Annotated in this window: 10 protein-coding genes, 3 tRNA genes and 1 pseudogene; 7 read left to right on the forward strand and 7 right to left on the reverse strand. The window is 68.2% G+C overall.

Features of this window, described 5'->3' with window-relative positions; all coding sequences use genetic code 11:
* The first annotated feature begins 146 nt into the window (after positions 1-146).
* Complete coding sequence (locus tag ABT025_RS38000) at positions 147-1280, forward strand: RNA polymerase sigma factor (protein WP_502972127.1); 1134 nt, start codon at positions 147-149, stop codon at positions 1278-1280.
* Between the two features lie 45 nt (positions 1281-1325).
* Here the strand turns inward: ABT025_RS38000 and ABT025_RS38005 are convergent, their stop codons facing one another.
* The 4 genes from ABT025_RS38005 to ABT025_RS38020 form a co-directional block, all read right to left on the reverse strand.
* Positions 1326-3257, reverse strand: coding sequence for an ABC transporter ATP-binding protein (locus ABT025_RS38005; protein WP_351003260.1), 1932 nt, complete (start codon positions 3255-3257; stop codon positions 1326-1328).
* On the reverse strand, positions 3257-4990 hold the full coding sequence (locus ABT025_RS38010) for an ABC transporter ATP-binding protein (protein WP_351003262.1): 1734 nt from the start codon (positions 4988-4990) through the stop codon (positions 3257-3259). The genes ABT025_RS38005 and ABT025_RS38010 overlap by 1 nt, the downstream gene beginning before the upstream one ends.
* A gap of 164 nt (positions 4991-5154) precedes the next feature.
* Complete coding sequence (locus tag ABT025_RS38015; RefSeq protein ID WP_351003263.1) at positions 5155-6600, reverse strand: FGGY family carbohydrate kinase; 1446 nt, start codon at positions 6598-6600, stop codon at positions 5155-5157.
* A gap of 80 nt (positions 6601-6680) precedes the next feature.
* Positions 6681-6980 (reverse strand): YtxH domain-containing protein, encoded by a 300-nt coding sequence (locus ABT025_RS38020; protein ID WP_351003264.1) that lies wholly within the window; start codon positions 6978-6980, stop codon positions 6681-6683.
* 193 nt (positions 6981-7173) lie between these two features.
* Between ABT025_RS38020 and ABT025_RS38025 the strand changes: the two genes are divergently transcribed.
* The 5 genes and pseudogenes from ABT025_RS38025 to ABT025_RS38045 all read left to right on the forward strand — a co-directional run.
* A tRNA-Asn gene (locus ABT025_RS38025) sits at positions 7174-7246 on the forward strand.
* A gap of 5 nt (positions 7247-7251) precedes the next feature.
* Positions 7252-7324 (forward strand) — tRNA-Asn (locus tag ABT025_RS38030).
* 244 nt (positions 7325-7568) lie between these two features.
* Positions 7569-7645, forward strand: a tRNA-Ile gene (locus ABT025_RS38035).
* Positions 7646-7746: 101 nt separating this feature from the next.
* On the forward strand, positions 7747-8982 hold the full coding sequence (locus ABT025_RS38040) for a tyrosine-type recombinase/integrase (RefSeq protein ID WP_351003266.1): 1236 nt from the start codon (positions 7747-7749) through the stop codon (positions 8980-8982).
* 18 nt (positions 8983-9000) lie between these two features.
* Positions 9001-9381 (forward strand): annotated as a pseudogene (locus ABT025_RS38045) (transposase family protein); the annotation flags it as partial.
* 30 nt (positions 9382-9411) lie between these two features.
* Here the strand turns inward: ABT025_RS38045 and ABT025_RS38050 are convergent.
* Positions 9412-9993: a hypothetical protein gene (locus tag ABT025_RS38050; RefSeq protein WP_351003268.1), complete on the reverse strand. Its 582-nt coding sequence runs from the start codon at positions 9991-9993 to the stop codon at positions 9412-9414.
* A 1395-nt stretch (positions 9994-11388) separates the two neighbouring features.
* Here ABT025_RS38050 and ABT025_RS38055 point away from each other — a divergent pair.
* Entirely contained in the window at positions 11389-11547 is a 159-nt protein-coding gene (locus ABT025_RS38055) for a hypothetical protein (RefSeq protein ID WP_351003270.1), read from the forward strand.
* A 44-nt stretch (positions 11548-11591) separates the two neighbouring features.
* Here the strand turns inward: ABT025_RS38055 and ABT025_RS38060 are convergent, their stop codons facing one another.
* Entirely contained in the window at positions 11592-12092 is a 501-nt protein-coding gene (locus ABT025_RS38060) for a hypothetical protein (protein ID WP_351003271.1), read from the reverse strand.
* A gap of 124 nt (positions 12093-12216) precedes the next feature.
* A complete protein-coding gene (locus ABT025_RS38065; RefSeq protein ID WP_351003272.1) occupies positions 12217-12666 on the reverse strand; it encodes a hypothetical protein in 450 nt (149 codons plus the stop codon).
* Between the last annotated feature and the right edge of the window lie 274 nt (positions 12667-12940).

The raw sequence follows: 12940 nt of genomic DNA on the forward strand, positions 1-12940 counted from the left end.
GGGGGGGGGCGCCGCGGCCCGGGCGGGGGCCGGGGGCCCCCCCCCCCCGCCCCCCGCCCGGCCCGAGCCATCGGAGCGCGGCCGGCCCGCCGAACGGTGGTCCTCCGTCCCCGCGTTCCGGCAGCGATCACCTGGAGGTCGCCCCCGTGCAGACCCGGACCGTGACCGAAACCGAGCGTGTCCCGGCCATCCCCGCGCAGACCCGGGCCGTGCATCATCCCGAGGCCGTGGCGGATCCGCCGACACCCCTGCCCGCCGCGCAGCACCCGCCCGAAGCGCCACCGGACCCGCCCGAGCCGCCCGAGGCCGTCATGGAGGAGTCGGACCACCCCGAACCGCCGGGGCCGCGCAGCCGCCCGGACACCGGCGGACCGTCGTCCGACCTCTTCCGCCAGTACCTGCGCGAGATCGGCCGCATCCCGCTCCTCACGGCGGCCGACGAGGTGGACCTCGCCCGCCGCGTCGAAGCCGGCCTGTTCGCCGAGGAACGCCTGTCCCGCACCCCGGACCCCGACACCCGGCTGGCCGTCGATCTGGACCGGCTCGTGGTCATGGGGCGGATGGCCAAGCGCCGCCTCATCGAGGCCAACCTCCGCCTCGTCGTCTCCGTGGCCAAGCGCTACGTCGGCCGCGGACTGACGATGCTGGACCTGGTCCAGGAGGGAAACCTCGGACTGATCCGGGCGGTCGAGAAGTTCGACTACGCCCGCGGCTACAAGTTCTCGACGTACGCGACCTGGTGGATCCGGCAGGCCATGTCCCGCGCCCTCGCCGACCAGGCGCGGACCATCCGGGTCCCGGTCCACGTCGTCGAACTGATCAACCGCGTCGTCCGGGCCCAGCGCCGGATGCTCCAGGAACGCGGCTACGAGCCCACGCCCGAGGAGGTCGCCGCCCAGCTCGACCTGACACCGGAACGCGTCGGTGAGGTCCTGCGCCTCGCCCAGGAGCCCGTGTCCCTGCACGCCCCGGTGGGGGAGGAGGACGATGTCTCGCTCGGTGACCTCATCGAGGACGGGGACGCCGCGTCCCCCGTCGAGTCCGCCGCCTTCCTGCTGCTGCGCGAACATCTGGAGGCGGTGCTCTCGACCCTCAACGAGCGCGAGCGCAAAGTGGTCCAGCTGCGCTACGGGCTGGCCGACGGGCGGCCGCGCACGCTGGAGGAGATAGGACGGATATTCGGCGTGACCCGCGAGCGCATCCGGCAGATCGAGTCCAAGACCCTCAACAAACTGCGGGACCACGCCTTCGCGGACCAGCTCCGCGGCTACCTGGACTGACGCGCGCACGCGCCGGCCCGGGCAGCCGCGGAACATCGCAGGGGCCTAGTCGACCTCGGCGACCGCCTGTGCGAACTGTGCCGCGTACAGGCGGGCGTACGCGCCCTTCGCCTCCAGCAGTTCGTCGTGCGTGCCCTGCTCGACGATCGACCCGTTCTCCATCACCAGGATGACGTCGGCATCCCGGATGGTGGAGAGCCGGTGCGCGATCACGAAGCTCGTACGACCGTGCGCGAGACCGGCCATCGCCTTCTGGATCAGCACCTCGGTGCGCGTGTCGACGGAGCTGGTCGCCTCGTCGAGCACCAGTATCACCGGGTCGGAGAGGAACGCCCGGGCGATGGTGATCAACTGCTTCTCGCCCGCGCTGACGCCCGAGCCCTCGTCGTCGATGCGCGTGTCGTAACCGTCGGGCAGGGTGCGGATGAAGCGGTCGGCGTGGGCCGCCCGCGCCGCCTCCTCGATCTGCTCACGGGTGACATCGCCCGAGGCGCCGTAGGCGATGTTCTCCGCGATGGTCCCGCCGAACAGCCAGGTGTCCTGGAGGACCATGCCGATCCCCGAACGCAGGTCGTCGCGCGACATCTTCGCGATGTCGACCCCGTCCAGGGCGATCCGGCCCCCGGTCACCTCGTAGAACCGCATCAGCAGATTGACCAGCGTCGTCTTGCCGGCGCCGGTCGGGCCGACGATCGCGACCGTGTGGCCCGGCTCGACGCTCAGCGACAGGTCCTCGATGAGCGGCTTCTCCGGGTCGTAGCGGAACGACACGTTCTCCAGGGACACGCTGCCGCGCAGCTCCGCGGGGAACTCGGCCTCGCCCTTCGCGGGGTCGGCGTCCTGCTCATCTGAGTCCAGCAGCTCGAAGATCCGCTCCGCCGAGGCCACCCCGGACTGCACCAGGTTCGCCATCGAGGCGACCTGGGTCAGCGGCATGGAGAACTGCCGCGAGTACTGGATGAAGGCCTGCACGTCGCCGATCGACAGCGCGCCCGAGGCGACCCGCAGGCCGCCGACGACAGCGATCAGCACGTAGTTCAGGTTCGACACGAACATCATCAGCGGCTGCATGATCCCGCTGTTGAACTGCGCCTTGAACCCGGCCTCGTACAGCGCGTCGTTCTGTTCGGCGAAGTCACGCGCCGACTCGTCCTGCCGCCCGAAGACCTTCACCAGGGTGTGCCCGGTGTACATCTCCTCGATGTGGGCGTTGAGCTTGCCCGTGACCTTCCACTGCTGGACGAACTGCGGCTGGGAGCGCTTGCCGACCTTCGTCGCCACGACCACCGACAGCGGCACGGTCACCAGCGCGATCAGCGCCAGCAGCGGCGAGATCCAGAACATCATCACGAGCACGCCGACGATGGTGAGCAGCGAGTTGATCAGCTGCCCCATCGTCTGCTGCATCGTCTGCGAGATGTTGTCGATGTCGTTCGTCGCCCGGCTCAGCACCTCGCCGCGCTTCTGCTGGTCGAAGTACGAGAGCGGCAGCCGCGACAGCTTCGTCTGGATGTCCTCGCGCAGCTGGAACACGACCTGGTTGATCACCCGGATCGACAGCCGCGTCGACACCAGCATCAGCAGCCCGGCACCGACGTACACGGCCAGCGCCACCAACAGCACCTGGCCGATCGCGTCGAAGTCCATGCCCTGCCCCGGGGTGAAGTCCACCTTGGAGAGCATGTCGGCCAGACCGCTGTCGCTGTTGCGCAGGCCCTCGACGGCCTGTTCCTTCGTCGTCCCCGCGTCCATCCCCCGGCCGACGACACCGGCGAACACCAGGTCGGTGGCCTTGCCGAGGATCTTCGGGCCGACCACCGAGAGCGCCACACTCAGTGCGACCGCCAGCAGCATCACGTACAGAGTGGCCTTCTCCGGCGCGAAGCGCTTCAGCAGCCGCTTCGACGAGCCCTTGAAGTCCATGGACCGTTCGCTCGGCGCCCCGCCCGCCATCATGCGTCCACCAGGCCCGGCCATTACGCGGCCTCCGCTTCCGTCAGCTGGGAGAGAACGATCTCCCGGTATGTCTCATTGCCGTCCATCAGCTCGTGGTGGCTGCCGGAACCGACGACGCGGCCCTCGTCCAGCACCAGGATCCGGTCGGCGTCGCGGATGGTGGACACCCGCTGTGCGACGATCACCACCGTCGCCCCGCGGGTCTCCCGCAGCAGCGCCGCGCGCAGCGCCGCGTCCGTGGCGTAGTCCAGGGCCGAGAAGGAGTCGTCGAAGAGGTAGATCTCCGGCTGCTGCACCAGCGTCCGGGCGATCGAGAGCCGCTGCCGCTGCCCGCCGGAGACATTGGTGCCGCCCTGCGCGATCGGTGCGTCGAGCCCGTGCTCCAGTTCCTCGACGAACTCCTTGGCCTGCGCGATCTCCAGCGCGTGCCACAGCTCCTCGTCGGTCGCGTCAGGGTTCCCGTACCGCAGATTCGTCGCGACCGTCCCGGAGAACAGGTACGGCTTCTGCGGGACCAGGCTCACGGTCTTCGCCAGCAGGACCGGATCCAGCGTCCGTACGTCCGTCCCGTCGACCAGCACCTGGCCGTCCGTCACGTCGAACAGCCGGGGTACGAGACCGAGCAGCGTCGACTTCCCGCTGCCCGTCGACCCGATGATCGCGGTCGTCTCGCCGGCCCGGGCCACCAGGTCCACCGAGCGCAGCACCGGTTCCTCGGCACCGGGGTAGCGGAAGTCCGCACCGCGTACCTCCAGATGACCGTGGGTGCGCAGCTCCCGTACGGGGCTCACCGGCGGCACCACGCTGGATTCGGTCTCCAGGACCTCCTGGATGCGCTCGGCGCAGACCTCGGCGCGCGGCACCATCATGAACATGAAGGTGGCCATCATCACCGACATGACGATCTGCATCAGATAGGAGAGGAACGCGGTCAGCGCGCCGATCTCCATCCCGCCGCTGTCGATCCGGTGCGCACCGAACCAGACGACGGCGATCGACGACACGTTCACGACCGTCATCACGGTCGGGAACATCAGTGCCATCAGCCGGCCCGTGGACAGCGCCACGTCCGTCAGCTCGGTGTTGGAGCCACGGAAGCGCTCTTCCTCGTAGTTGTCGCGCACGAAGGCGCGGATGACCCGGTTGCCGGTGATCTGCTCGCGCAGCACCCGGTTGACCGTGTCGAGCCGCTCCTGCATCGTCCGGAACAGCGGGCGCATCTTCCGCACGATGAGGCTCACCGCGATGCCGAGGACCGGCACCACCGCGAGCAGCACCGCGGACAGCGGGACGTCCTGGCCGAGCGCCATGATGATGCCGCCGACGCACATGATCGGCGCCGACACCATCAGCGTGAACGTCATCAGGGCCAGCATCTGGACCTGCTGCACATCATTGGTCGTACGGGTGATCAGCGAGGGTGCTCCGAACCGGCCGACCTCACGCGAGGAGAACGACTGCACCCGGTCGAAGACCGAGGCCCGGACGTCGCGGCCGAGGGCGGACGCGGTGCGGGCCCCGATGTAGACGGCCCCGATGTTGCAGACCACCTGGGCGATGCTAACGACGATCATCACGCCGCCGTACTGGATGATGTAGCCCGTGTCCCCCTGGACGACACCGTTGTCGATGATGTCCGCGTTCAGGGTGGGCAGATAGAGAGTGGCGCAGGTCTGCAGCAGCTGGAAGACGACCAGCAGCGCGATCGGTTTCTTGTACGGACCGAGATAGGCCCGCAGGAGTTTTATGAGCACGCGTGTCTCTCGGGGTCGGCGAGGTCGGGGTCGACTCATCTTCGGACACCGCCGCCCGGGACCGCGAACGTTTTAATTCAAGTCCAGGTAAAAAAACGGACCGGGTCCACAATTTTCGCGTCCGGGCCCCCTGAAGACCCGGACGCATCGCCGAAGCACGCGTATCAGCGCGCGGAGTCGAAGGCTCCCGGGTGGATCTGGTCCCGCGTCGCCACATACTGCTGACGCACCGCCTGGCCGACCGGCAGCTCGTCGCCGGGCTCCAGCACCTGCGCCGCGGCGCCCTGCCACGCCGGGGGAGTGCGGGTGTCCAGCGACCCCTGGGAGACGCCCAGCGCCCAGGCGGCCTGCCTGGCCGCACCCAGCGCCGCGTACTGCGCCGGCTGCGGTACGACCACCTGCGTGCCCAGCAGCGCCGGCGCCAGCCCCTGCACGGCCGGCAGCTCGGCGGCGGCGCCCAGCAGGAACACCCGCCGAACCTCCACCCCGCGACCCCGCAGCACGTCCAGCGCGTCGGCCAGCGAGCAGAGCATCCCCTCGAACGCGGCCCGCGCCAGGTGCTCAGGCTTCATCGACTCGCGCCGCAGCCCGCTCAGGGTTCCGGCGGTGTGCGGCAGATCCGGGGTGCGCTCACCCTCCAGATACGGCAGGAGTACGAGCCCCGAGGAGCCCGGAGTCGACTTCAGCGCCAGCGCCGACAGCTCCTCCAGCCCCTCCAGGCCCAGCATCTCGGCGGTGCCGCGCAGCGCGCGGACCGCGTTCGACGTGTGGACCACCGGCAGATGCATCCCGGTGGCATCGGCGAAGGAGGTGATCATCCCCGTCGGGTCGGCCAGCGCCTCGTGGTGCACCGCCATCACCGAACCCGAGGCCCCCAGCGACACCACCGCGTCACCGACCGCGACCCCCAGCCCGAACGCCGCCGCCATCGTCTCGCCCGTACCCGCCGAGATCAGCAGCCCCTCGGGCGTCGTACCCGCCACGTCGGACGGGCCCAGCACCTCCGGCAGCGCCGCCTGGTGCCCCAGCGCGAGCTCCACCAGATCCGGCCGGTACGACTCGCTGCCCGCCGACCAGTAACCCGTCCCGGAGGCGGCCCCCCGGTCGGTGGTCCGCCGGGCCGGCCGGCCCAGCAGCTGCCACACCAGCCAGTCGTGCGGCTGGAGCACCGCGGCGACCCGCTGTGCCATGTCCGGCTCGGTCCGCGCCAGCCAGCGCAGCTTCGACACGGGCTGCGCGGCCTGCGGCACCGACCCGACGGCCTCGGCCCAGGCCTGCCGCCCGCCGAGCCCGTCGATCAGATCGGCCGCGGCGACCTGCGCCCGTCTGTCGTTGCCGAGCAGTGCCGGGCGCACGAGATTGCCCTGGTGGTCCAGCGGCACGAGCCCGTGCTGCTGCGCCGACACACCGATGGCCTGCACCCCTTCGAGGAGCCCGCCGCCGGCGGCCTCACCGAGGGAGAGCAGCCATGCCTGAGGGTCGACCTCGGTGGCCTTCGCGTCGACGGGATGTGCGGCGTATCCCTGGCGCAGTACGGCACCCGAGTCCGTATCGCAGACCACGATGTGCGTGAAGGCGGAAGAACTGTCCAAGCCGGCGACTATGCCCATACACAGATTCTGCCGCACCCCCGGAGGTTTCCCGTACCGGTGGTGCGGCAGACGTGGAGATGCCGACTCGGGATGCCGGCTCAGGTGTTGGTCGTTCCCCAGTCGTCCTCGCCGTTGGCCCCGCGCCCGCGCAGCGACCGCACCCGGTCCGCCACCGACGCCGGCACCTTCTCGCCGACCTTCTCCTCGACCGCGTGGTACGCCTTCCCGGCGAACTGGCGACCGCTCTGGGCCGCCGTCTCGCAGGTGTTGCGCACGGCCGGGTTCTGGGCGAACTGGCGTGCGGACTTCTTCAGCTGCTCGTAACGCTCGCGCCCGGCACGCGTGCCGAGTACGTAACCGAGGGCCACTCCGGCGATGAACGTGAGCCGGTACCGCATGGCTGCCACCCTTCCTTCGCTCCGTCTTCGCTCCGTGCGACGTGTGCTGCTCGCCTACCCGCAGGCGCCCGAGATCACCCCGGGCGATACCGATTGGCAAAGCACCCCCCTGCTTGCGCTAATGTATGTGTCGCAGCGAACGCGCGCCGCCCGGCAGCAGCCAGGGGGGTACGTTCGAGGCAAAACGCAGCAATCCCCTGTAGCTCAATTGGCAGAGCAGCCGGCTGTTAACCGGCAGGTTACTGGTTCGAGTCCAGTCGGGGGAGCGCGATCCCCTGTAGCTCAATTGGCAGAGCATTCGGCTGTTAACCGGAGGGTTACTGGTTCGAGTCCAGTCGGGGGAGCGGAACGGAAGAGGACCCTGCGGGGTCCTTTTTCGTGTGCCCGGAGCCGGTCCGCGGGACTCCGTCGCCATGGTGCCTCTGGGGCCGGCGTGACACTTTCGCGTCAACTTCGAGCCACCTGGAACCGGGCAGCGAGCAGCGCGGTCTTCATGGTCATCGGTGGCAGGGCAGTCGGAGCGGGAGATCGTATGACCGGCTATGCTGCGGCAGACGGCGCGCACACGTGTACGCGCCACGCCGAAACGGGGCGGTAGCTCAGCCGGTTAGAGCAGCGGACTCATAATCCGTCGGCCGTGGGTTCGAGTCCCACCCGCCCCACCACAGCAGAAACGTCGTGACCTGCGAGAACGTAGGTTTCACGCTAGCGCAGACGAGGCATTCGCCGCACGAACGCCGCACCGAAGCCTCGTACGCTTGCTCTCATGGCTTACATCAAGACCAATTCCCGGCTGTCCGGAGACCCCTCGTACACCGTCATGTGGCGGGCCGGCGGATCCCGAACAGGGGCCTGGTGTCGCGAGACCTTCGACGATGACGATCAGGCGAAGCGCTTCCGTGACCTGGTCAACGGTCACGGACAGCAATGGCCGCCGGGGTGGGTCAAGGGGGAGGGATTCGTTGAGGCGGACGAGCCCCCGCTGCCGGACGGGGAAAAGTTCGCGGTCTACGCGCACGCCTACGTGGGGCTGCTGACAGACATATCTGAGCACACCAGAATCAACTACACGAGATTCATCGATAACCACATGACCCCGTGGTTCGGGGAGCTGTCAGTCTCCGACCGCGGGAGCAGGCTTACCCGGAACCACGTCAGCCAGTGGATTCTGGACCTTCAGAACGGGAGGCCCGGCCCGCTGCACCCTGCGGGTACGAAGCGCCGGGCGTACGCCCCGAAGACCATCGCCAACCTCCACGGCTTGCTCTACAGCATCTTCCAGTCCGCCGTAAGCGCCGATCCCGCCCTGCGCGACTCGAACCCGTGCGCCCACACGCGCTTGCCCAAGGGCAACGACACCGAGGATGACGAGGTCTTCCTTGAACCCGAGGAGTACGCACTCCTCAAGACACATGTGCGCGCCGACGCCGTCGACATCGTCGATGCCCTGGTGAGCACCGGCCTCCGATGGGGCGAGATAACCGCTCTGCAACCCCGGGACTTCACCTTCGCGTCGAAGCGGCCGACGCTCCGCGTGCAGCGCGCCTGGAAGCGGCGTGGAGAGGGCGGGACGTTCCTCGGCGCCCCCAAGACCAAGAAGTCACGCCGGACGCTCGTGCTCACCCCGGAGCAGGTGAAGCTGTTCCAGCGCCGCTGCCAGGGGAAGAAGCCGACCGACCTGATCTTCACCGCGCCAGAAGGCGGGGCCTGGCACTCCGGCGTGTTCTACGCACACCGCTGGAAGCCTGCCATCGACGCCGCCAACGCCGTCGGCCTCACCAAGCGTCCGCGCGTCCACGACCTCCGCCACACGCACGCCTCCTGGCTCATCGCCGGCAAGGTCCCGCTGCCCGTGATTCAGGCCCGCCTCGGCCACGAGTCGATCACGACGACCGTCGACCGGTATGGACACCTGCTGGAGGCCTCGGATGATGAAGTCGTGGCCGCCGTTGAGTGGGCGATGGCGGCGAAGGTGCCTCAAGCTCTGGCCGAGGTGGCCTGAGGAGATACCTGGACCCATCAGCATGGGATGAACGTGCAGGTCCTCGCTGACCCGGCCGGGCGCCTGATCTGGGCCTCGGACGCGCTGCCGGGAGCCACGCACGACCTGACCGCAGCCCGGACCCACGGCATTCCCGGAGCCCTCGCCGACGAAGACATCAAGTGCTGGGCGGACAAGGCGTATCAGGGTGCCGGCCCCGCAGTCCGCGTCCCGATCCGCGGCAGGAACCTGCGCGGCTGGTGTCGACGTCACAACCGAGACCACGCGAAGATCCGCAGCCTCGGTGAACGCGCCGTGGCGATCCTCAAGTGCTGGCGGGTCCTGAGGAAGCTCCGTTGCAGCACCACCCGGATCACCGCCGTCGTCCGAGCCGTCGTAACCCTCGAACTCGCCAGCTGATCAAGATGGAGAGCGCTCAAATCTGCGGGGTCAGGTCACCGAGATTTGCCACTTGCCGTGGTCGGACAGGGTGACGTATCCGTGCTGCGGGAGACGCAGGGTGCCCTTCTGGTTGGCAGCGGAGGTGAAGCGGATCAACTGCTTCCCGCCGTTGGCCGGCGTGTAGATGATGGTGCCGCAGGAGTCGATGAAGTCGTAGTGCAGGACCGGTGCATATTCGAAGTACGGCTTGGGGCTGAAATAGCCGAAGGTCTCGGTTCCCTTTCCCTGGGCTGTTTTGGTCGGGAGCCGAGGCAGCGCGTCGCTGTCCACGATGCGCAGCTTCCACCGGCCCAGGCCACTGGCGGCCTCGTTGCCCACACTGACTCGCCAGATGGCGAGGGCGTCACAGTCGGCAGGCAGGACGATGTGCGACGGCCCGGTCCGGCCGATGGTGGCGAGTGCGTCCTGGGCCCGCTGGTGATAGGGGCCCTTGCGCACGGTCGACAGGCAGAAGCTCGTAGTGAATCCCGCGCGGAACTCCAAGAGGACCGGCTTTCCGTCCCCTGCGCTGGGTATCTCGACAGTCCGGCTGCGCCAGCCAGACCATTTAGCGGACGTGGTGCTGCCCATGTTCTCTCCCCTGTGTCGGTTGCGAAGCGCTGGGAAGGCATGATGGCACGCGGGTCCGGGCACCGGCTCCGGCTGCTGCGCAGGAGAAGAACCTGGCAATCTCCTGGATGCTGGGCATCGCCGACTTCGGGGCGGCCTCCGTCATCGAAAGACCGGCTTCCGCACGTGGCGGGGTGCCGACCAAGGAGGGTCAAGGAGCTTCGCGTCCTCGCCCCCGTTGAACCACCCGTCAGGTTGGAAGAGGCTCAGTGCCGGCGTTCGAGAGCCCGGGCGCCGGTGGAGTGGCCTCGTCGGTTGACGGATCTCAGAAGGGTAGAAGGCTGTCTGTGTACCCTCCGGTCCCGCTCGCGCGTGTGCGTACCCAGACCTTGTAGTCGCCAAGGTCCTGAGGACCCCCTATCCGTCCTGAGCAGGGGAATTTTCCCGTATGCCCACTCCCACGCTAACGGGTCATATCGGTCGAGGCTTAGAAGCGCGTCAGCAAGAAGCGCGGAGACGTCCTCGTCAGCACTGAAGAGGTCCTGGGTCTGCTGATGACGCCAAAGCTCATCGAGCTCTGCGACAGCCTTTGCTGTCCCGTCCGGGGTGGCGGGGAGAGCATATGGGCCAAGGTGCGCCAGGAAGTTCAACGTCGATCCCTGATAGCCGCCTGGAACGCCTGAGTGGCGTAGGGAGTCCTCAAGGCCTGCGAGGAACGTGGCCGTTGTGAGGGCGGGATCTTCGTGTCGTGCGTCGACGCTGACGACGCTGCCCGCGCTCATGTCGCGTCGGTGAGGACCTTCCGAGGTATACCCGATGTCTGAAAGCGCATGGGTCACGATAGATCGCAGTGCACGCCGGTTGCGGACGCTCATGCCCGAAGGGCGTGCCCACTCGATACGCATTGCGAGCACTGGCGTTGGCGCCTCGATCTCGCTGGTGCTTGCCGTTCGTACCTGCGAGGGCTCGCTCGAGTGGGGAGGAGGCTCGCCTCCTCCCGTCGCTGCCAACCAGAAGCCGTGCAGCTTCTGTTCCTCCGCGGGGAACGCAGTGCCCGGAATGGAAGCGCACAGTGCCTCTGTCAGTACCTGTAGCAGTCCCCACGATGGCAGCCGGTCACTGGAAAACGCGTCGTAGATGCGGCTCTTGCTTGCGACCCCGACGCCTACGAGCTTGGCGAGATCCCGAGTAGAAGGCCGCCCAGCGCGCCGGTGCAGGTCGTGGAGTGCATCGTTCAGGTCCTTCAGCCCGCCGTCCGGCAGGTCTGGCCGCTTGAGCCCCGACAACGTCCCCCCAGCGCTTGTCCAATTCCGTCCTATCGTGTCCGACGGCGGTCGCCGGTGTCTACCTCCGTCCATCGCCACCATCTCCGCACCAGGCTGCTCGTATTGCAGTCGAGGCAAGGAGAAGCAGGTCATGACACCATCCACCTCCATTTGGGAGGTCATCGTGGCAGGAACTCTGGCGGAGGTGATTGGTTCCGTGATCGTGTTGGGTCTGTGCGCGGCTGCCAGCTTCGTTCGGCGAAGGATTCACCAGGCAGGGAAGGGTAATGGTGAACAGGCGCAGTCATGATTTGGGCGGCAGGATGCACCTTCGTGGCCTGCGGCTCCAGTCCCTCACCAGATGGTGAGAGGCCGGCCGGCCGACATGGCAGCTCGGATACGGCGCACGATCTGATCGTCTGACTCGTGGTTCGTCTGGCCGACCCGGATGGCGGCGCCTATGGCGCGGGAGCGTCCGGCCGGGCCGCGAAGGTCGGCGAGAGGGCTACCCGGGTCTCTGCGGCGGGCCAGCCATTCGGCCCGGTTCTCCGCCGCAGTCCCCAGGCGCAGGTGCGCCGGCTGCTGGCAGGAGTGGTTGTCGCAGGTGTGGCAGACGGTCGGGCTGTCGGTGCCCCAACCGAGCCGAGGGATGACACCGTGCGCGAGCTGGTACCCGTAGAGGTGGCCTGGCACCGTGCCGCGTCGCGTCCTGCCCGGCCGCGAGGCGGCCCTGAAGCTGGCGTGGCCGGTGCTGGAGATCCCGCCGAAGAAGAACCAGCAGTCCTCGGTTGACGAGGTTCGGTAGACCTTTGCCCAGTACCGGGCCTGAACGGACTCGTTGGCCAGCCAGGACATCCACTCAACAGCCGGTATACGAACGGGTGTTGGCTCACCGATGAGGGAAAGTTGCTCGTCAACGTGAACGGGCCCAGACCCGTTCACCGCCGCGAGCGGGAAGAGTCCGGGCCCGATGTCGTTCTCAGGCGGCATCAGCCCGGCTGTCGTCCGCCGTGACGACCGGAGCCGGCGCGCCCGAGGTCGAGGAAGACGCGTCTGCCGTATCCACCCGAGGCTTACGGATCCGGGTGGTGCGGGGCCGCTCGGCGCGGGCACGCAGCGACTCGATGATCTCCTTCGCGCGAGCGGCGGTAACAGGCTTTGCTTCGCGTTCCAGTTCTTCCGCCGGCACACCCAGAAGCTCCGAGACCAACTCGGCGTCGTTGTCGAATAGCCGCAGGACTACAGCAGCAGCCTCCCGTGCTGTGACGTCGGCTTCCTCCTTCGCTTTGGCCGCCTTCACCGCAGCCTCGCGTGCAGTCAGCGCGTGCTCGGCGGCCATTTCCCGCGTCTTCGCCTTCACCGCTTCAGCAGCGCGAACCCGCCGCCGCAGCTCCGACGCGCTCACCGGTCCTGCCGAATTCGTGCTCACCGTGCCTCCAGTTCTGTTCGAAATCAGTGCTCGTCGTGCGCACCGTAGGCACAGGTCCGCGGACATCTCGAACCACGAGTTCGTTGGGTGCCGGCCAGAGCGAAAGGCTGTCTCCGGCGGGTCCTCCTCGGAGGGGGTGGGGGTTGGTTGGTCGGGTGCCGCGCCGTCGTGGTGCAGGTGGTGAAGGCGGGGTTCCCTCCTCGGCCGGACACCCCAAGGGGCGTACCAGGAACCCGGACACGGCGTCCAGGCCGAGCCGCTGCGCGGTCGCTAC

Source organism: Streptomyces sp. NPDC002809, assembly GCF_040295435.1.
Taxonomy (GTDB): Bacteria; Actinomycetota; Actinomycetes; order Streptomycetales; family Streptomycetaceae; genus Streptomyces.